Below are 18509 nucleotides of genomic sequence, written 5' to 3'. Positions count from 1 at the left end.
AATTTCTTAAATTTATAGTCGGAAATTGTCGAAATTTAGAGTTGAATTTGCCTAAACATATTGTTACAGTCTAATTTAGGATATCGTATAAAATTAGTGGGAATTAAACTGCAGGAAAGGAGATCGTGATGGAAAAAGAGTTAAATGATAAATTAACCATAAACCAGTTAAATCTTTCTTATGACGGGAAGAGGACCATATTTAAAGATGTTTCCCTCAATATTAAAAAGGGTGAATTTGTCAGTATTGTTGGACCCAGCGGCTGCGGGAAAAGTTCTTTATTGAATGTCATTGCGGGATTTATTCAGCCTACAAGCGGAGACATATACGTAAACAAAACACCTGTTAAAAAACCCGGCCCGGATCGGGCGGTTGTATTCCAGGATTTGGCGCTTTTTCCGTGGCTCAATGTCATTGACAATGTAGCTTTCGGTTTGAAAATACAGAGTATGGATAAGAAGGATCGATTCGAAAAAAGTATGGAGGCTATTCAATTAGTCGGTCTTTCCGGTTATGAGAAAGCAAGCATTCATGATTTATCCGGTGGGATGAAACAGCGTGTAGCGATTGCGCGAACGCTCGTAACCAATCCTGAAATCTTGCTGATGGATGAGCCATTTAGTGCTCTTGATGCACAAACGAGAGAAAACATGCAGGATGAATTGATGAGGATTCAGGAAAAAACGGGTATGACGATCGTATTAGTGACACATAGCATAGATGAAGCAGTTTATTTATCAGACCATGTGGTTGTAATGCAAAATGGCGGGGGAGCGATCCTTGATATGATAAACGTTTCATTGCCTCGCCCGCGCAATCTAGAGATGCGGTTAACACCGGCATTTAATGAATATAAAAGACAGCTGATTCAAAACTTGAAAGAGGGTCACGTTTACAAAGGGGAACAATCAGGTTCAGGTATTTAAGAATGGAGGAAAAAAAGTGAAAAACTTAACAGCAAAGAAAATGCATACATTTCGTTTTTTGATGATTTTAATGATCTTCACAGTAATTCTTGCAGGATGCGGCAGTACTTCTGAGAAGGACCAGACAGCAGAAGAAACTTCGGGTGAAACAATCCGCATCGGATATGTAAATATTTTGTCCAATGCACCTGCGGTTGTAGCGGAAAATAAAAAATTAATTGATGAACAAGGATTGAAAAGTGAATTTTATTCATTTTCAAATGGACCAGATTTATACAAAGCGTTATCGTCAGGGAAATTAGATATCGCCTATGCTGGTGTTCCGGCAGCTGTGAACTGGGTTTCAAGAGGGGCTGAAATAAAAGCCATTGCGAAGGTAAGTGATGGAAAATTCGGTTTGATGGTTAACCCTGATTCCGGCATTGAAAGTGTAGAAGACTTAAAAGGGAAAAAAATCGGCTCTATTGTAAAAGGGAGCGGAGCAGATATCTTGTTAAGGGGCTTAGTACTACCTGAAGCAAAGGTAGCAGAGTCCGAAGTATCGATTACTCAAATGCAAATGCCTGTGATGGAGCAGGCCATTAACAAAGGAAGTATCGATGCTGCTGTAGCGGCTGAGCCTTTTTTATCGATAGCTGAATTGCGTGGCTTAAAAGTATTGAAGGAAATGCCGGATCCTGCACTTGTGATCTTAGCGACGAATGACTTGTTGAGCAATCAACCCGAGACTGTAGAGAAATTTATGGCCGGCCATAAAGAATCGATTCAATTTATTCAAGATAATAAAGACGAGGCTGCTGATATTCTTGTGAAAAACTATAATGTTCCAGGCATCACGGATCAAAGCGGGAAAGCATGGGATGCAAAAGACGTTTTGCTAAAAGCGTTAGAGCGTCATCAATTCAATGATAAGATAACAGAAGAAGATTTTACATTTTATCAAGAAGTGGCAGACATGAATTACGAGTTAAAAATGATTGATAAACCGTTTAACGTAGAGTCGATGTTTGATAAGGATTGGGTAAAGTAAGATGACTGACTTGAAAAAGTGGTTATGGGGAAGTTTGTCAATTCCGTTTCTATTTCTTGTCTGGATAGCGATCGCAAGCCGCTATCCAGATCTTATTTTTCCGGGACCTATCATAGTCATTAAAGAATTTTCTGTACAATTGGCGTCTGCGGAATTTTATGATCATGTTGGAATTAGTTTATACCGATTAGGGATCGGGTTTAGTATTGCCGCTGTTAGTGCTTTTATTGTCGGCACACTGGCGGGGCTAAGCAGGCCTTTCCGTTTGTTTTTAAGTCCGATCGTGTCCTTTTTTCAGGCAACGCCTCCGATGGCTTGGGCGCCTTTGTTTATCCTTTTGCTTGATTTAGGAAATGCCCCGATGATTGCTGTCATCGTAATGGCTGCTTTTTTCCCGATACTTGTAAATGTGATTCAAGGGATGGAATTAATTAAACAGTCCCATATAAGAGCCGCATTAAGCTTTGGTGCAAATCGTTTCCAATTAGCACGTTATGTGTATTTGCCGGAAGTTATGCCGTCTGCTTTTAGCGGTGTAATAGTTGGTTTTGGCATTGCATGGCGTTCTTTAGTCGCTGCAGAGATGATCGGCGGGGACGCTGGGATTGGCTGGCTTATTTCGACAAGCGGTCAAATGGCAAATTCTTCGTTAGTCATGGTGGGCATTATTACAATCGGATTAATGGCATTATTCTTCGAACTTGTTTTGCTTCAGCCTTTAAAGAAACGATTTGCCTCCTGGGCGCCACGTTCATAAAGAAAAACGCATATATACAGCTTACATGCAGGGGAGTATTTAAATGCGCAGGGGGATATCAAGTGTTCCAGCTGTTCATTGGAAGATGAGAGCTGCTTGTAGGAAAATTAGGGCAAGTGGACAGCGTTGCGGGAGGAACGCTGTTCACTTGCCTTTTTGATTTGTTTTTATATGATTTTCACAAGAAATTCTCGTTTTCTCGGTCCGTCAAATTCACAAAAATAAATTCCCTGCCATGTTCCGAGAACAAGATTTCCATTTGATATAATAAGAGTCTGGGCGTGTCCCACTGTACTGGTTTTTAAATGAGCGGCAGTATTTCCTTCCCCATGCCGGTCTTTTGGGTGCTCCCATGGGTATACTTCATCCAAACGCATAAGCATGTCCTTTTTTACATCGGGATCTGCGTTCTCGTTAACGGTAATGCCAGCTGTCGTATGAAGGGACGACACTATGACAATTCCATTTTCAACACCTTGTTCCCGTATCCATTCTTCAATTATGGAGGTAATGTCAATCATTTGATCCCGTTCCGCGGTATGTAATGAAAATCGTTTCTCCATTTACCTCATCCTTTCTAAAAAAGCGTTAATAATACAAGCTCAAAAACTCTTCTGCATTGTCATTAATTTTAATTATAAACTTTTCAGATGGGAAGTGGCCCATATTATATGAATAGAACACCGGTAAGTTTGGAATAATTTCTTTTGCTTTTTTCAAGACCAGTTCTTCAGGGAAGAATATGTCTTTTATACCTGCGATGATCATTGTTGGAGAGGGGGAATTTGCCAGCTCCGCCTTTGTCAATAATTTAGGCATCTCCTTTTCGAGCTTTACATGTTTAATAATCTCCCAAATTATTTGTTTATCTTCTTCCTTCATGCTGTTTATCGACATCACATCCGTAATTTTTTTTAACTGATTTTCAGATGAACGCGCCTTGTAAATAAGGAATGGAAGTACGACTTTTTTCATTAACTTGCTTTTAGAGCCTATCTTTATTCCAGACGGTGAAACGAGGACGGAACAGGCAATTTTATCCGGCATATACGCAGCCATTCTTAAAATAATACCGGCACCATATGAGGCACCGATAAATGCGCTTTTATTCACATTGAAATGGTTCATTAAATCAGAAATCCATAAGGGAAAGCTTTCATCTTTTGGTGAAATCCTTGTTTCATCACTATAACCTGGATGTCCGATTGTATCCGCCGCATATATTCGGTACGTTTTAAACAAAGAAGTGAACCATGATAATGTCATGGGATTGATACAGTTTCCTCCTTGTAAGATGAAAACGGGTTTTCCATCCTCCGGTCCAGCAACTAACATATGCGTCTTCCCAAAGCGGGTTTTGACATACACTCTCTCAATAATCGTATCAAAAGACTTCAGGTATGATTCATAATGCTCGAGAATTTTTTTCCTGCCTTCTTCACTTTTGTATATCGACTGCTGTTTCATTTGGCACCTTCTTTTCGGAATCAAATTTATAATATAACAAAAATGTTTATATTTCCCTTTAATTATTCCCAATAATTTCGCTCACCTTAGTATGGACCAAGTCCCCCCTAAATTTAAACAATTTAGCTATAGGCGCTGTCTCAATGGTATGCCTATTACTACGAATTTTATTGGCAGTACTTGAATGGTTATTAAGTCTCTGCTTTTAATAAGACTGATTCGAATAGAGAATGAATAGAAGTTGTAGACATGGACATGATTAATGACAAAGTTTTTCGAATAGTTTATAGCGAAAAAACGTTATTTTTATATAATGAAATGTTTTGAAAGTGAGGGTATCTTTATATGGGGAATCCATTATTTCGTAAAAAAAGCATTAGCGATTTATTAGATGGAAAGCAGCCTAAAGAGGATGCACTGAAGAAAGAAATGGGCGCATTTGATTTAACAATGCTGGGTATCGGGGCGATCATTGGAACGGGCATCTTCGTATTAACAGGAACGGGTGCTTTAACAGCAGGACCGGCGCTCATTCTTTCTTTTGTCATTGCAGGGTTAGCTTGTTTGTTTGCCGCTTTAGCTTATGCGGAATTTGCTTCCACTGTACCGGTATCCGGATCCGTCTACACATACACTTATACGACCCTCGGGGAATTTATGGCGTTTATCATCGGGTGGGATTTAGTGCTTGAGTATTTATTGGCAGTAAGTGCTGTGTCGGTGGGCTGGTCAGGTTATTTTCAATCGCTGCTCGGAGGTTTCGGGCTGCATATTCCGGCTGCTTTGACTTCTGCTCCAGGTACCATTGAGGGTGCAACAACCTACTTTAATCTTCCGGCATTTTTAATTGTCATGATTATTGCATTTTTGTTGTCAGTTGGCATCAAACAATCTAAAAGAGCCAATAACATTATGGTTATCATTAAAGTGGCGGTTGTGTTGTTATTTATTGCGGTTGCTGTGGGTTATGTAAAACCGGGAAACTGGGCGCCGTTTATGCCCTTTGGTTTTGATGGTGTATTTGCAGCGGCCGCGCTTGTGTTTTTTGCGTTTATTGGTTTTGATGCCATTGCATCAGCGGCAGAGGAAACAAAAAATCCGAAAAGAGATTTGCCTATTGGGATTCTTTCCTCATTATTTATTTGTACATTACTGTATGTCATCGTTTCAGCCATCATGACAGGTGTAGTCCCGTATCAGCGATTTGAAGGAGTAGCTCACCCCATCTCGCTGCCTTTACAAGCAGCCGGTCAAGATTGGGCAGCAGGAGTTATCGACCTTGGTGCAATCATCGGTATGACAACTGTTATGCTGGTGATGTTATATGGTCAGACACGTGTCATATTTTCCATGTCGAGGGATGGGTTAATGCCGCCGATTCTTTCTGAAATTCATAAGAAATACCATACACCATACAAAGCAACCTGGTTTTTTGGATTAGTCGCAGCGCTTATGGGGGCACTGATCCCGCTTGACGAGTTAGCAAAACTGGTAAATATCGGAACGCTCTCTGCCTTTATTTTAATTTCGATCGCGGTTATTGTCTTAAGAGTAAAACAGCCTGATTTAAAGCGTGCGTTCCGTTGTCCGGCTGTTCCGCTTATACCGGGACTAGCGATTTTATTTTGCGGATTCTTGATTCTGCAGCTCGGCGCTTCTACATGGATCCGTTTTGGTATCTGGTTAGCTATCGGAGTAGTCATTTATTTCTTATATTCACAAAAAGGATCTAAGTTAAATAAGTAAAGATTGAAAAAGAGCAGCCTTGTAATATAAGCTGCTCTTTGAATGTTGGGTTGGAAATTATGGTTTAATGTATCGAAGTCGGATAAGAAGAGGATAAAGAATCACGCCCAATAAGAATAAGCCAATCCCTAAACTAAACGTTGTCCAATCTGCTGTTCCAGACTTGATGACCCAAAGGGAGTATAGAAAAGCGGTCGCAGCAATAAAGCCGTTCAATAAACGTGATTTTTCACCTGGATTGAATGTATCTCTTTTTATAACCATTTTTAAAAGGAAAGCAGAAGAAACTAAATACGGTATTAAATAGGCGAGTGTAGCGGATGTTGTCAGGAATGTATAAGCTTCACTAATAGTCCCTGAAATGGTCGAAAAAATAAATAGTTGGGACATCATATTCGTTACAGTCAACGCTCTGACAGGACTTCCTCTTTTATTTAACTTTGCAAAGTAAGCAGGGAAGATGCCCGCCTTTGCTGCATTATAAGGAACCTCTGAACTTAACAATATCCATCCGATCGTAGAACCGAATAATGAAATGACTGCTAATAGAGCCATAATGGCTGCGCCTGTATCTCCAATTAAAACGGATAGAGCATCTACAAACGGTTTATCGGACGATTTTAGTACATCCTGAGGCAGCACCCCCATGATTAGTAACGTAATCGCCATGTAAATACCAAGCGCAATGAGAAGGCCAGTCACAGTTGCCCGGCTTACATCACGCTGCGATTTTGCACGTCCGGATAGAATGACGGCAGACTCAATGCCTACAAAAGCCCAAAGAGTGGATATGGCAGCCATGTTGACTTGACTTAACAGGTCATGTGATTCACCATCAGCACCTACTGTCGGAGTATATATATCACCGATTGTGGACAGTTCAAATGCGAAAAGAGCAGCCGTAATCACAAGCATGAATCCGATTACTTTTGAAGCGGTGGCCACGAAGTTTAACTTACCGGCACTTTTAATACTAGTCATCAGTATAAAATGAGTGCCCCACAGCAAAAAGCTGCAGACGAAAAACGTGACGGCTCTTCCAGTGGCAATTTCCTGAGATCCGACAGAAAAAAGAATCGACTCGCTTCTCATAACGGGAAAGAAGGTTGACAAATAGCCGGCAAAACTAGTAATAATAGCTACATTGCTAATCCAATTGGCTACCCAGTAGCCCCAAACCATTGCAAACCCGGCTGTTTTTCCATGCTTGGGAGAGCTAAACAAAGCTTGAGCATAGCTCTGGGGTCCGCCCGTTAATTCGGGTTTACGGTTGGATAATGTGCCGAATACTAATGCGATCATTAATACCCCAAAACCAGTCAGGAGCCATGCGATTGCAACGCCTAATGGACTGGACAGCTGTGCCAGAGTGCTTGGCAGCATGAATATGCCCGAACCGACCATATTTCCGACTACGATAGCTGTCAAAAGCCAAAAACCCCACTTTTTATCCATATAACATTCCTCCTAAATAAAAAAACGCATAGGAATAGACCCTTTGCGTTTTTAACAGTATGATAAAACCCGCAAACTATCTTAACGCAGCCCTCCACAGATGATATCTGTGACAGTTTTACACCTGTTTGATGTAAACCCAGCAAGGGAGAATAAATGGATCTCCCTTGCTTCGGCAATAATTCCTTTCGGCATACCATCATCAACCCCATTTGGTTTCAGGCAAGCTACTATTAATTATTGCAACCTCCACCCCATCAGATAGCAATGAGGATTTATATTATATATGAATAACTATGAGAATAACAAATACTAATTATATATGTCAATTAAATATATTTTTTTACAATATTTTGATTATTATCCTGTTTGAAATTGCAAGAAAAAATTGACTGGTAAAAAATAACCAATAAATCACATTAAGTTTTGTGTCAAAATACGCAACAAACTAGAACTATTTGTAATAAGGTGTTATATTTTCCTGACTATTGTTATAATAAGTCCATAAATACATAGTTGGAGGTTTAAACGTGGAGAATCAAATACATCCGCTGCTTCGGAACATGTTAGATGTAGTCCCTATTTTAAAAGGAGCTATGCCGATTGACTCAAATATGACAGTGATCGACCGGGATGGTGTTTGTATTGGCTCTTACCCTGGGGAGAAGTTTAATTTGGGGATTAACCTGGGTGAGAAGGTTAGCCAGCAGACGCCTCTTTTTGTGGCGGTAAGAGATAATAAGAAAATGGTTGTCAAAATACCGGAGCATCTATATAATATGCCCTTAACTGCTGGTGTTATGCCTATTCACGATGAAAGTAAACAAGTGATTGGCGGTTTAGGTATTGCGCTTGAAACAAAATATGAAAAGATTTTAAAAGATTTTCATGAAAATGTAGAAGCATCTCTTTCTGCGGTTAATACGAATATGGGAAAAATGAATGAAGATGCGAACTCTCTTGTGACAATCAGTAATAAGCTAACTGAGAAGCAGAAGGAGTCTGAAGAGAAGTTAACAAAAATAGATGATGTCATCCAAAATATTAACTATATTGCAAAAAATGTCCAGCTGCTTGGAATTAATGCTCGAATTGAAGCGTCGCGCGCCGGAGAAGCGGGCAAAGGATTTGCGGTTGTTGCTAGCGAAATTCAAAAATTATCAACGAACATCTTTGAATTTACATCTATTATTGAAGAGTCGATTGGCGACGTTCAAAAAGTTGTGCAGTCTATCTCTAGCTCAATTGATCATGTTGTAGAAGTCGGCGATCATCAATTGAAAGGAATAGAAGAGATCAATCAGTCTATACAGGAAGCCATTGATATGACTAACTCTTATTTAATAGAAGAACAGAAATAAGACTTGCTCTCGCGGCAAGTCTTATTTTCTTTGTTCGTTTTGAATGCCAAACCGGGCGTTTAGCTGGCCTTTGATCATTGAACGGCGCAGTTTTTGTTCATCCGGTTTCTTTTTCATTTCTTGTCTAATTTCAAATGTCCGCACCCCATCCTCCATCTGGTTAGCGATATCCATTAACGTTTCGACGTCTGCAAATGAATACTTTCGTGTGCCCCGTTCAGAGCGTGTCGGGAAAATGAGCCTCCTTTCTTCGTAGTAGCGTATTTGTCTCTCTGATAATCCGGTTAGTTCACTGACGATGCCGATCGTAATCACTTTTTTCGTTTTATACGTTTTTTCCTCATCCGTCATATACTCACCTCGAATTGTTTGTACAAGTATTATATCTCATTTCTTTATTACATGTAACTCGATCATGTCAATTTTTATTACATATTATAAATTATGTAAGGATATATAACATAAAGTATGACAGCTTTTTTGATCTACTTATAATAAACCTTAACAACAGTCTCTTAGGAGGATGGGAAGATGGCAAAAGAAAGAATCGTCATGATCGGGAATGGAAGGGCGCGTGTTCGTTCGATAGATGAAATAATAAAGAGATGTCCGGGACGCTTTCATATTACGATCTTCGGCACTGAGCTGTATCCGAACTACAATCGCATTCAATTGTCAGAAGTATTGCAGGGAAGATACGACGCTTTCAGATATTACACTGAATGACTGGAGCTGGTATGCAAAAAACAGAATTCAGCTTTATGCAGGAGAAACTGTTATTCATGTTGATATAGATACAAAGTTGATCAAAACAAATAAAAAACGTACTGTCCCTTTTGACAAATTAATTATTGCAACTGGGTCACTACCGTTTATTGTTCCGGTACCCGGTGCGGATGACTGAGTGGTGGCTGTGGAATCAGATTCCGGTAACGATAGGGAACGTTGCTGGATGGGCTTTATTCACTGGAATGGCACTTTATTCCACGAGCAAAAAGAAGGAGCTGAAGGGGTCCGTTATTAAGACGAAAACAGGAACAGAATAGGAGGCGGGCGGCATGGGAGAAGTGTATATCGTTGGCGCAGGGCCAGGTGATCCGGATTTAATTACCGTAAAGGCGTTAAAGGCGATACAAAAAGCGGATGTGATTTTATATGACCGGCTTGTAAATAAACAGCTGTTAAAAGTATCAAAGCCGTCCTCCCTTCGTATATTTTGTGGTGAATTCCCACAGTCTCATACGATGAAGCAGGATCGCATTAACCAGCTTATGGTAAAATATGCTTCGAACGGAAAAATGGTTGTAAGGTTAAAAGGCGGCGATCCATTTGTTTTTGGGAGAGGAGGAGAAGAAGCTTCGTATTTAACGAAGCATGATATTCTCTTTCATATTATTCCAGGTGTGACAGCAGGCATTGCGGCACCAGCGTATGCGGGTATTCCGGTTACACATCGGGAGTTTGGCAATTCATTTGCCATTGTGACAGGTCATCAAATTAGTGGCAAAAAAGATGTGAAATGGACGCATATAGCGACAGCCGTTGACACGATCATCATCTATATGGGTATGAAACAGCTCCCCGTCATTTGTGATGAGTTAATGAAAAATGGCCGGAGCGGAGAGACGATGGCGGCAATTATTGAGAATGGAACAACAATAAACCAGAAAGTTGTGACCGCACCGCTCTGTCATCTAGTAGAAGAAGTGAAAAAACATTCAATTGCAAACCCGGCGATCATTGTTATTGGGGATGTGGTGACATGCCGTGAAACCCTGGATCAAAAAACGGCGGCAGTTTTTTAAAAAAATGTACAAAATGAAAGCAGTCTTGTGATATTATTCAACAGGGCTGCTTTATTATTTTTTGCCAATATAATTGGTGAAAGAATAATTTAAAAGAAAAGAGATCAAGGAGTTGTATGATATGAGTTACGTAAAGCCTGACCAGGTCGTAGAAAGTATGGTCCAGGCCGGGGCAAAGAAAGCGGGTTTGCCTTTTCGGGATTTATTAATTAGAAGTATTCTTGCCGGCGTGGTTATAAGTTACGCGGCAACACTTTCGATGACGGCAACAGTTCAGACGGGAATTGGGCTTGTCGGCGCGCTCGTCTTCCCAGTAGGACTTGTCATGATCGTGCTGCTCGGAATGGAGCTTGTCACTGGAAATTTCGCGCTTGTTCCACTTGCTGTATATGAGAAAAAAGCATCATCAACTCAAATGTTGGTGAACTGGGCATGGGTCTTTATCGGAAATATGATTGGCTGCCTCTTTTATGCGTTACTTTATTTTATATCTTTTCGTTTTTCATATGACCAATCGGTTATTGAACAAGTGATAAAAACAGCTGAAGCGAAAACTCTAGCATATGAAGCGCTCGGCAGCCAAGGATTTGCCGTCGCGTTCGTTAAAGGTATTTTATGTAACTGGATGGTGGCACTTGGTGTCGTTATGGCAATGACGTCTGAAAGTGTCATTGGTAAAATTGTGGCGATGTGGCTGCCGATTTTCATCTTTGCCGCTCAGGGTTATGAGCATGCTGTCGTCAATTTGTTCGTTATTCCAGCAGGTATGATGTTTGGTGCCGACGTGACGATGTCAGACTGGTGGCTGTGGAATCAAATTCCGGTGACCCTAGGAAACCTTGTCGGCGCTGCGTTCTTTACTGGCTTCGCCTTATACGCGACGCACAAAACGAGAAATGTGAAAAAGCTGACGATCGTTGGGAAAACGGGAACGGAATAAGAGGATTAATCAATTGACGGGATACCTTTCCTCCTGTAGTATTATCTTCAATTCGAGATAATAGGTGAACGGAGGAATTGTTATGAAACATATTTTCCAGCAGGGAAAGAATGAATGTGTATTGCTGATGCTGCATGGAACAGGCGGCACCGAACGAGATTTACTGCCACTTGCTGAGGCTATTGACTCGAACGCGTCTGTTTTAAGCGTCCGCGGCAATGTTCTTGAAAATGGGATGCCTCGTTTTTTCCGCCGGCTCGCTGAAGGTGTTTTTGATGAAGAAGATTTGCTTTTTCGCACAAAAGAACTGAATGAATTTCTTCATGACGCTGCAGAGGAACATGGCTTTAACCGTGAGTCAATCATTGCCATTGGTTATTCAAATGGTGCGAACATCGCGGCAAGTCTGCTGTTTCATTATGAAAAAGCATTAAAAGCTGCGATTTTGCATCATCCAATGGTTCCACGCCGTGGAATTGAATTGCCTTCATTAACAGGGGTTCCGATCTTTATGGCTGCAGGTGAAAACGATCCTATTTGCCCATCGCAAGAAACAATAGATTTACAGCAGCTGCTAGATGGTGCGGGGGCAGATACGACGATTCACTGGGAACAAAATGGACATATGCTGACAGGAACAGAAGTGCAGGCCGCAGCTAATTGGTATAAAAAGAATGTGTAATTATACACATTCTTTTTATTTTAACGTTAATGTGAAATAATGTAAAATGAGGTATAATAATGAATTTATGGAGGTTTGAAATGAAAGAACTGCTTATCAGCCGAACTGTTGATAAAGAAGGTCGAGTCATCATTCCAAAATCAATTCGTATCCAGCTTCATATTCAAGTTTCAGATAAGGTTGTTATGGAGAAAGAATCAGATGCAATCATCCTTAAAAGGTATGAAGACCATCCTGATTCTGAGGAAAGAAAGTGCTTAATGACCGGCGTCGTTTCAAAAGATAATTGGCAATTCAGCGGGGGTATTGTCCTTAGCAAGGAAGGTGCAGTTTGGCTTTTGGACGAAATTCAGTCTAAGCGGATAATAGTTGGCGTATAATTCAAAACATGCTATTTTAAAGAGTGGAAATCAGAAAAAGGAGATTAATTAATGGATTTTATTACTCTTTTAAAAGCAGTCATCCTTGGGTTAGTCGAAGGATTGACCGAATTTGCGCCGGTGTCATCCACAGGCCACATGATTATTGTCGATGATATGTGGCTTCAGTCAGAAGCATTTTTAGGAAAGTTTGCCGCGAATACTTTTAAAATCGTTATTCAACTTGGCTCCATATTAGCCGTTGTTGTTGTTTTCAGGAATCGTTTCATTGATTTACTTGGATTAAAGAAGGAAACACGCGGACAGGGCGGTCGTCTTCGTTTGACGCATGTCATCGTTGGCCTGATTCCGGCGGGTGTTCTCGGGGTTTTATTTGAAGATTATATTGATGAAAATTTATTCTCAACAGAAACGGTGTTAATCGGTCTTGTTGTCGGGGCGTTTTTAATGATTGCAGCCGATTTAATCGGCGGACGGAAGCGAAAAGTGGAAACAGTCGATCAAATTACATACGGACAGGCTTTATCCATTGGTTTGATTCAATGTTTATCACTCTGGCCGGGCTTTTCCCGTTCCGGTTCAACCATCTCAGGCGGTGTCTTGCTTGGTCTGAGTCACCGGGCTGCTGCTGATTTTACATTTATTATGGCTGTTCCGATTATGTTTGGGGCAAGCTTGATTTCCCTGACGAAAAACTGGCAGTATTTCACGCCAGATGCATTCCCGTTTTTTGCTATTGGGTTTATAAGTGCTTTTGTTTTTGCGCTCTTTTCGATTAAATTTTTCTTGAAATTAATTAACCGCGTGAAACTAATTCCATTTGCGATATATCGAATCGTGCTTGCGGCTGTAATTTATTTCGTCTTTTTATAAAAGCAAGGCTTCTGCCCTTGCTTTTTTGTGTGGTTTTATCTGGCGGTATCAGTGGCAGAAGATGTTGAATGAAAAAATGGATACAGCTATGGACAGTGTTTGATTTGTAAGAGAGAAGCATGATAAAATAACGAAACGAATGGAAACCGCAGGCAGCCGTCTGCGGTTTTTTTATAACGGAGGATATGCAATGAACGAAACAAAACTGGAGCAGTTAAAGGGAATTGTGGCCGGTGTGAACCTTGATAATGGCGATGATTTTGTTTATTCGATGGAAGAACTGAAAAATTTGGCGGATGCATGCGGGATCGATGTGCGCGGAGAAATGATGCAAAACCTGCCGCGTGTTAATTCAGCTCTTTACATGGGGACCGGTAAAGTTGAGGAATTAAAATCTCTTATTGAATATGAAGAAGCAGACGTCGTAATTTTTGATGGAGAATTATCACCTTCGCAAATTCGCAACTTGGAAAAAGAGCTTGAATGCGAAGTAATCGACCGAACGATGCTAATTTTGGATATTTTCGGTCGTCGTGCGAAGACGAAAGAAGCACAGATGCAGGTTGAAATGGCTCGTCTTCAATATATGCTGCCCCGTCTTGTGGGCACGTATATTGCACTCGGACGGCAGGGGGGCGGTTCAGGCTTTAAAAATCGCGGCGCCGGCGAAACGAAGCTTGAACTGGACCGCCGGAAAATTGAAACGAAAATCTCCTATCTTCGTAAAGAACTCGCTAAAATTTCCGAACAGCGCACGGTGCAAAGAAAGCAGCGTAAGAAAAATAATATGCCGGTTGCGGCGCTAGTCGGCTATACGAATGCTGGGAAATCAACCATTATGAATGCGATGCTGCAAACGTATGAAGGCGGTGGTTCGGAGGTGTTTGAGAAAGATATGTTATTTGCAACACTTGATACGTCTGTTCGCAGCATTACACTGCCTGATAAAAAAGAATTTTTGCTTGCGGATACAGTAGGTTTTGTTAATAAACTGCCCCATCACTTAATAAAGGCATTCCGCTCCACTCTCGAAGAAGCAGCGGAAGCGGATTTGCTTGTCCATGTCATTGACGTGTCGAGCCCGCAGCACCAAACGATGATTGACATTACAGATAAGACACTTGCAGACATTGGTGCGAAAGATATGCCTGTCATCTATGCGTACAACAAAGCGGACCTTGCCGGAATTGAATACCCGGAATCTGTTGGAAATTCTGTATATTTATCAGCAAAAGAACGGAATGGTATTTTTAAATTGACGGATGTAATGAAACGCCATTTGTTCAAAGAGTATGTCCGTTGTGAATTGCTGGTTCCTTATGATGAAGGGGAGGTTGTCTCTCATTTTAATGAAAATGCGTCTATTTTTGAAACTGCCTATGAAGAAGAGGGGACAAAGCTGGTAGTTGAATGCCACCGGGCTGATTACGAAAAATATAAAAAATATGTCATTAAATAAATGCGCTATAATTAGTGTCAAAAAAGCTTTCTCAAACGTTTCGTGCGAGGAAGCTTTTTTGGTCTTTCTAGGAAACTTATAAGCCATCTTCGTGAAAAGACACAGTTCGGTTCCTGCTCTATTTATCTATGAGATGGAAAAGATGGAAAAATTACTGTTGACAATGAAAATCGTTATCAATATAATTAAGGTGTGAAAATCATTCTCATTTAAGCGGGGGGGGGGAGGTACAAATGTTTATCGAAATGAAGACGATTATCGTCGAACCGGGTACATCAAACCTCGTTGTCGATCAATTTGACAGCAAAAAAGCTATGGCGGAGATGGAAGGATTAGTGACAAAAGTATTTTCATCCACACCCGGAGTAAAGAAGACGAGAAAGTCATCGTGACGATACGCGGGGAATCAGAAGAAACATATAAAGGCTGGAAAAAAAGTCCTGTGCAAAACGTAAAAAGCCAGTATACGTTATTGACTCGATGAGTGAGACGTTTAAATACTTGCGTCAGTAAAGGAGCCTGTTTAATAGACAACTACTTGCGTCTACAAGTTCTTTCCTTTACAATGAAATGGATAGCTGTCAAATGGGATTAGTGATATAAACACTTGATAACTCACTAGGATATTAAATTGTTTTAAAGTTCACGGATGATGACAAACCGGCTGAACCAGTATTTTCGTTTATACGGGTATCCGATAACACATAAGCAGCAGCAGGTGTAAAACATGATATATGTCTATACTTCGATTGGAAGGCAGACGATTATCGATGCTTCTAAAGGGATTAATCCGGACGAGTTTGAGCAATGTCTGCTTTCGCTCAATCTGATTCACCGAAATTTAACGTGAACATGATGAACAATGATTGCCGGTTCTCAATCGGCATCTATATTTTTCATTTCAATTGAGAATGAATCTCTCTATCATCATTTTGTTGACAGTAATACAAAGGTTAGGACAAGCCATGAAAAAACGTTACTTAGTTGTTTTGCTCATTTTATTGTCAATTACATCATTATTTGTCGGCGTGACGAGCATATCTCCGCTTGATTTATTCCGATTCAGCGACCAGCAGACGGAAATTTTCTGGCAAAGCCGTGTACCGAGACTGATTAGTATTTTAATTGCCGGTGTCACGCTTAGTATAAGCGGGTTTATTATGCAGCAGTTAAGCCGAAATAAATTCGTGTCACCGACAACAGCAGGAACGATGGATTCTGCTCGATTCGGTATTTTAATCGCGCTTATTGTTTTTACGTCAGCAAGTCCGTTTGAAAAAATGGTTGTCGCGTTTATTTTCTCGCTTGCCGGTACGTTTTTATTTATGAAAATACTCGACAAGGTGAAAATGAAAGATCCGATTTTCATTCCACTCGTCGGATTAATGTTCGGGAATATTATCAGTTCAATTACAACGTTTTTCGCATATAAGCATGATTTAATTCAAAACATGTCGGCATGGCTGCAGGGAGATTTTTCGATGATTACAGCTGGTCGCTATGAAATGCTATATATCAGCATTCCGCTTGTTTTCATTGCATACATATTTGCAGACAGGTTTACCATTGCCGGCATGGGGGAAGATTTTGCTCGTAACCTCGGCCTGAATTACAAGCAGGCGGTCAATGTTGGTTTAGTGATCGTTGCCTTATCGACAACACTGGTTGTGCTGACAGTTGGACTCATTCCGTTTCTCGGTCTTGTCGTCCCTAATATTGTGTCTATCTATAAAGGGGACAATTTGAAAAACAGTCTGTCTGACACAGCGCTGCTCGGTGCGGTATTCATTTTGTTTTGCGATATTCTCGGCCGCGTTCTCATCTATCCGTACGAAATTCCGATCGGTCTTACAGTCGGGGTCATCGGAAGCGGTATATTCATTTATTTGTTGATGAGGAGACGGGATTATGCGTGAAAAGAGCAAATTGTTGCTGTTATTTATTCTGGCGGGTGCTTCCATTGCAGGGTACATGTTTATTGAACTTGGACCCAATTGGGACTATGCTCTGCCGCGTCGCGCTGAAAAGATCGCTGCCATTGTATTGACAGGTTCGGTGATCGCGATTGCAACACTTTTATTTCAAACCGTCACTAACAACCGGATATTAACACCAAGCATTATCGGTCTGGATTCGCTTTACATGCTCGTTCAGACAACGCTCGTGTTTTTCCTCGGTTCAACAAGTTTGACGGTCATGAACAAACAAATCAATTTTGCGATTTCAATCGCCTTTATGGTTGTATTCGCACTTATTCTATATCGGCTGTTATTTCGCCGTGAAGGGCAGAACATTTACTTTTTGCTTTTACTCGGGTTAATTTTCGGTACGTTTTTCGGCAGTTTCACATCATTTATGCAAGTGCTTATTGATCCGAATGAATTTCAGATTATTCAAGACCGCATGTTTGCGAGCTTTAATAATATTCAGACAGAAGTTCTCATTATGGCGGCGATCATTACTGGTGTGGTGCTGTTGTATTTAACAAAGTTCGTTAAATATCTGGATGTGCTGGCATTAGGAAAAGAAACAGCGATCAACCTTGGTGTTGATTACGATTATACCGTCAAAAGGCTTCTAGTCATTGTCGCAATTCTTATTTCTGTGGCGACCGCACTGGTTGGGCCCATTACGTTTTTAGGTTTGCTTGTTGTCAATGTCGCTTACGAAATGTTCCGAACGTACAAGCACTCCACATTAATCTTTGCGTCAATGCTCATATCGATCGTCGCACTTGCCGGCGGGCAAATGCTCGTTGAACATGTATTTACGTTTTCGACCCAGCTGAGCGTGATCATAAACTTTGTCGGCGGTAGTTACTTTATTTACTTGTTATTAAAGGAGAGTAAAAAATAATGGTAGAAGTACATTCAGTCTCGAAATCATACGGATTAAAAGCGGTTGTAGATGATGTGTCAGTCAATATTGAAAAAGGCAAGATTACATCTTTTATCGGTCCGAACGGTGCCGGGAAGAGTACACTCCTTTCCATTATTAGCAGACTGCTGTCGGCGGATACAGGTGAAGTACTCATCGACGGGCAAAAAGTAAATGAAACAAAAAGCCGTGATCTCGCGAAAAAAATAGCTATTTTAAAGCAGTCAAACCATTTAAGTCTGAGGCTGTCTGTACGAGACCTGGTCTCATTTGGCCGGTTTCCATACTCACAAGGGAAGCTGACAAAAGAAGACCACGCTTTTATCGATAAAGCGATCCGTTACATGGAACTTGAAGATATGCAGGACAAATATCTAGATCAGCTGTCCGGCGGGCAAAAACAGCGCGCATTTATTGCGATGACTATTGCCCAGGATACAGAATATATTTTGCTTGATGAGCCGTTGAATAATCTTGATATGAAACATTCTGTGCAAATTATGAAAGTACTTCGCCGCTTGGCGGATGATCTAGGTAAAACCGTTTTAATTGTCATTCATGATATTAACTTTGCTTCTGTTTACTCCGATTACATCGTCGCGTTAAAAGACGGAAAAATCGAAGCGCAAGGGACAGTCAATGAAATTATTACAAGCCTGACGTTAAAACAAGTTTACGGAATGGATATGTCTATTCAAGAAATAAATAACCAAAAAATTTGCGTGTATTTCAGTTAATAAGGAGACGACCA

22 protein-coding genes and 1 riboswitch are annotated in these 18509 nt (G+C 40.7%); of the genes, 18 read left to right on the top strand and 4 right to left on the bottom strand.

The window, feature by feature from the left end:
• The first annotated feature begins 128 nt into the window (after positions 1-128).
• Genes BTO28_RS02905 through BTO28_RS02895 form a run of 3 tightly spaced genes read left to right on the top strand, consistent with a single transcriptional unit; the run spans position 129 to position 2713 of the window.
• Complete coding sequence (locus BTO28_RS02905) at positions 129-926, top strand: ABC transporter ATP-binding protein (protein ID WP_076763873.1); 798 nt, start codon at positions 129-131, stop codon at positions 924-926.
• A gap of 16 nt (positions 927-942) precedes the next feature.
• Entirely contained in the window at positions 943-1956 is a 1014-nt protein-coding gene (locus BTO28_RS02900; RefSeq protein WP_076763871.1) for an ABC transporter substrate-binding protein, read from the top strand.
• 1 nt (position 1957) lies between these two features.
• Positions 1958-2713, top strand: coding sequence for an ABC transporter permease (locus BTO28_RS02895; protein WP_076763869.1), 756 nt, complete (start codon positions 1958-1960; stop codon positions 2711-2713).
• A 167-nt stretch (positions 2714-2880) separates the two neighbouring features.
• On the opposite strand, the gene BTO28_RS02890 is transcribed toward BTO28_RS02895, so the two are convergent.
• Positions 2881-3276, bottom strand: a complete 396-nt coding sequence (locus tag BTO28_RS02890) for a secondary thiamine-phosphate synthase enzyme YjbQ (protein WP_076763867.1) — start codon at positions 3274-3276, stop codon at positions 2881-2883.
• A 25-nt stretch (positions 3277-3301) separates the two neighbouring features.
• On the bottom strand, positions 3302-4180 hold the full coding sequence (locus BTO28_RS02885; RefSeq protein WP_076763865.1) for an alpha/beta fold hydrolase: 879 nt from the start codon (positions 4178-4180) through the stop codon (positions 3302-3304).
• Positions 4181-4525: 345 nt separating this feature from the next.
• Here BTO28_RS02885 and BTO28_RS02880 point away from each other — a divergent pair, with 345 nt between their 5' ends.
• Positions 4526-5926: an amino acid permease gene (locus BTO28_RS02880; RefSeq protein ID WP_076763864.1), complete on the top strand. Its 1401-nt coding sequence runs from the start codon at positions 4526-4528 to the stop codon at positions 5924-5926.
• A gap of 57 nt (positions 5927-5983) precedes the next feature.
• Here the strand turns inward: BTO28_RS02880 and BTO28_RS02875 are convergent, their stop codons facing one another.
• Complete coding sequence (locus BTO28_RS02875; protein ID WP_076763862.1) at positions 5984-7381, bottom strand: amino acid permease; 1398 nt, start codon at positions 7379-7381, stop codon at positions 5984-5986.
• Positions 7382-7460: 79 nt separating this feature from the next.
• Positions 7461-7641, bottom strand: a riboswitch (Lysine riboswitch).
• A gap of 270 nt (positions 7642-7911) precedes the next feature.
• Between BTO28_RS02875 and BTO28_RS02870 the strand changes: the two genes are divergently transcribed.
• On the top strand, positions 7912-8742 hold the full coding sequence (locus BTO28_RS02870) for a methyl-accepting chemotaxis protein (protein WP_076763860.1): 831 nt from the start codon (positions 7912-7914) through the stop codon (positions 8740-8742).
• A gap of 21 nt (positions 8743-8763) precedes the next feature.
• Here BTO28_RS02870 and BTO28_RS02865 read toward each other — a convergent pair whose 3' ends face one another.
• The gene (locus BTO28_RS02865) at positions 8764-9093 is read right to left on the bottom strand and encodes a MerR family transcriptional regulator (protein WP_076763858.1); all 330 of its coding nucleotides are present in this window, start codon (positions 9091-9093) and stop codon (positions 8764-8766) included.
• Between the two features lie 180 nt (positions 9094-9273).
• On the opposite strand from BTO28_RS02865, the gene BTO28_RS17400 reads away from it, so the two are divergent.
• The 13 genes from BTO28_RS17400 to BTO28_RS02810 all read left to right on the top strand — a co-directional run bounded on the left by BTO28_RS17400 (position 9274) and on the right by BTO28_RS02810 (position 18495).
• Entirely contained in the window at positions 9274-9468 is a 195-nt protein-coding gene (locus BTO28_RS17400; protein WP_076763856.1) for a hypothetical protein, read from the top strand.
• A 76-nt stretch (positions 9469-9544) separates the two neighbouring features.
• Positions 9545-9646: a hypothetical protein gene (locus tag BTO28_RS17395; protein WP_233129812.1), complete on the top strand. Its 102-nt coding sequence runs from the start codon at positions 9545-9547 to the stop codon at positions 9644-9646.
• A 154-nt stretch (positions 9647-9800) separates the two neighbouring features.
• Positions 9801-10547, top strand: a complete 747-nt coding sequence (gene cobA / locus BTO28_RS02850; protein WP_076763855.1) for a uroporphyrinogen-III C-methyltransferase — start codon at positions 9801-9803, stop codon at positions 10545-10547.
• A 121-nt stretch (positions 10548-10668) separates the two neighbouring features.
• On the top strand, positions 10669-11487 hold the full coding sequence (locus BTO28_RS02845) for a formate/nitrite transporter family protein (RefSeq protein WP_076763853.1): 819 nt from the start codon (positions 10669-10671) through the stop codon (positions 11485-11487).
• 82 nt (positions 11488-11569) lie between these two features.
• A complete protein-coding gene (locus BTO28_RS02840; protein WP_076763851.1) occupies positions 11570-12169 on the top strand; it encodes an alpha/beta hydrolase in 600 nt (199 codons plus the stop codon).
• 80 nt (positions 12170-12249) lie between these two features.
• Positions 12250-12549: an AbrB/MazE/SpoVT family DNA-binding domain-containing protein gene (locus BTO28_RS02835; protein ID WP_076763849.1), complete on the top strand. Its 300-nt coding sequence runs from the start codon at positions 12250-12252 to the stop codon at positions 12547-12549.
• Positions 12550-12600: 51 nt separating this feature from the next.
• A complete protein-coding gene (locus BTO28_RS02830; protein ID WP_076763847.1) occupies positions 12601-13422 on the top strand; it encodes an undecaprenyl-diphosphate phosphatase in 822 nt (273 codons plus the stop codon).
• 190 nt (positions 13423-13612) lie between these two features.
• On the top strand, positions 13613-14881 hold the full coding sequence (gene hflX, locus BTO28_RS02825) for a GTPase HflX (RefSeq protein WP_095532636.1): 1269 nt from the start codon (positions 13613-13615) through the stop codon (positions 14879-14881).
• A gap of 233 nt (positions 14882-15114) precedes the next feature.
• Positions 15115-15273 (top strand): hypothetical protein, encoded by a 159-nt coding sequence (locus BTO28_RS17065; protein WP_158068778.1) that lies wholly within the window; start codon positions 15115-15117, stop codon positions 15271-15273.
• A 335-nt stretch (positions 15274-15608) separates the two neighbouring features.
• Entirely contained in the window at positions 15609-15731 is a 123-nt protein-coding gene (locus BTO28_RS17640) for a hypothetical protein (protein ID WP_269843852.1), read from the top strand.
• Positions 15732-15846: 115 nt separating this feature from the next.
• On the top strand, positions 15847-16797 hold the full coding sequence (locus BTO28_RS02820) for an ABC transporter permease (protein ID WP_076763844.1): 951 nt from the start codon (positions 15847-15849) through the stop codon (positions 16795-16797).
• Positions 16790-17737 carry an iron chelate uptake ABC transporter family permease subunit gene (locus BTO28_RS02815; RefSeq protein ID WP_076763842.1) on the top strand — a complete coding sequence of 316 codons (948 nt, stop codon included), beginning with the start codon at positions 16790-16792 and terminating at the stop codon, positions 17735-17737. Before BTO28_RS02820 ends, BTO28_RS02815 begins: the two co-directional genes overlap by 8 nt.
• Positions 17737-18495, top strand: a complete 759-nt coding sequence (locus tag BTO28_RS02810) for an iron ABC transporter ATP-binding protein (RefSeq protein WP_076763840.1) — start codon at positions 17737-17739, stop codon at positions 18493-18495. The genes BTO28_RS02815 and BTO28_RS02810 overlap by 1 nt, the downstream gene beginning before the upstream one ends.
• Positions 18496-18509: the final 14 nt, after the last annotated feature.

The organism is Domibacillus epiphyticus (assembly GCF_001975785.1).
Classification (GTDB): Bacteria; Bacillota; Bacilli; order Bacillales; family Domibacillaceae; genus Domibacillus; species Domibacillus epiphyticus.
Note: the sequence above shows the minus strand (reverse complement) of the source record. Positions and strands in the feature narration are given on the sequence as shown.

Coding starts and splice junctions, on each gene's coding strand:
- BTO28_RS02905 (WP_076763873.1), top strand. CDS start 129: ATGGAAAAAGAGTTAAATGATAAATTAACCATAAACCAGTTAAATCTT.
- BTO28_RS02895 (WP_076763869.1), top strand. CDS start 1,958: ATGACTGACTTGAAAAAGTGGTTATGGGGAAGTTTGTCAATTCCGTTT.
- BTO28_RS02890 (WP_076763867.1), bottom strand. CDS start 3,276: ATGGAGAAACGATTTTCATTACATACCGCGGAACGGGATCAAATGATT.
- BTO28_RS02885 (WP_076763865.1), bottom strand. CDS start 4,180: ATGAAACAGCAGTCGATATACAAAAGTGAAGAAGGCAGGAAAAAAATT.
- BTO28_RS02880 (WP_076763864.1), top strand. CDS start 4,526: ATGGGGAATCCATTATTTCGTAAAAAAAGCATTAGCGATTTATTAGAT.
- BTO28_RS02875 (WP_076763862.1), bottom strand. CDS start 7,381: ATGGATAAAAAGTGGGGTTTTTGGCTTTTGACAGCTATCGTAGTCGGA.
- BTO28_RS02865 (WP_076763858.1), bottom strand. CDS start 9,093: ATGACGGATGAGGAAAAAACGTATAAAACGAAAAAAGTGATTACGATC.
- BTO28_RS17400 (WP_076763856.1), top strand. CDS start 9,274: ATGGCAAAAGAAAGAATCGTCATGATCGGGAATGGAAGGGCGCGTGTT.
- cobA (WP_076763855.1), top strand. CDS start 9,801: ATGGGAGAAGTGTATATCGTTGGCGCAGGGCCAGGTGATCCGGATTTA.
- BTO28_RS02845 (WP_076763853.1), top strand. CDS start 10,669: ATGAGTTACGTAAAGCCTGACCAGGTCGTAGAAAGTATGGTCCAGGCC.
- BTO28_RS02840 (WP_076763851.1), top strand. CDS start 11,570: ATGAAACATATTTTCCAGCAGGGAAAGAATGAATGTGTATTGCTGATG.
- BTO28_RS02835 (WP_076763849.1), top strand. CDS start 12,250: ATGAAAGAACTGCTTATCAGCCGAACTGTTGATAAAGAAGGTCGAGTC.
- BTO28_RS02830 (WP_076763847.1), top strand. CDS start 12,601: ATGGATTTTATTACTCTTTTAAAAGCAGTCATCCTTGGGTTAGTCGAA.
- hflX (WP_095532636.1), top strand. CDS start 13,613: ATGAACGAAACAAAACTGGAGCAGTTAAAGGGAATTGTGGCCGGTGTG.
- BTO28_RS17065 (WP_158068778.1), top strand. CDS start 15,115: ATGTTTATCGAAATGAAGACGATTATCGTCGAACCGGGTACATCAAAC.
- BTO28_RS17640 (WP_269843852.1), top strand. CDS start 15,609: ATGATATATGTCTATACTTCGATTGGAAGGCAGACGATTATCGATGCT.
- BTO28_RS02820 (WP_076763844.1), top strand. CDS start 15,847: ATGAAAAAACGTTACTTAGTTGTTTTGCTCATTTTATTGTCAATTACA.
- BTO28_RS02815 (WP_076763842.1), top strand. CDS start 16,790: ATGCGTGAAAAGAGCAAATTGTTGCTGTTATTTATTCTGGCGGGTGCT.
- BTO28_RS02810 (WP_076763840.1), top strand. CDS start 17,737: ATGGTAGAAGTACATTCAGTCTCGAAATCATACGGATTAAAAGCGGTT.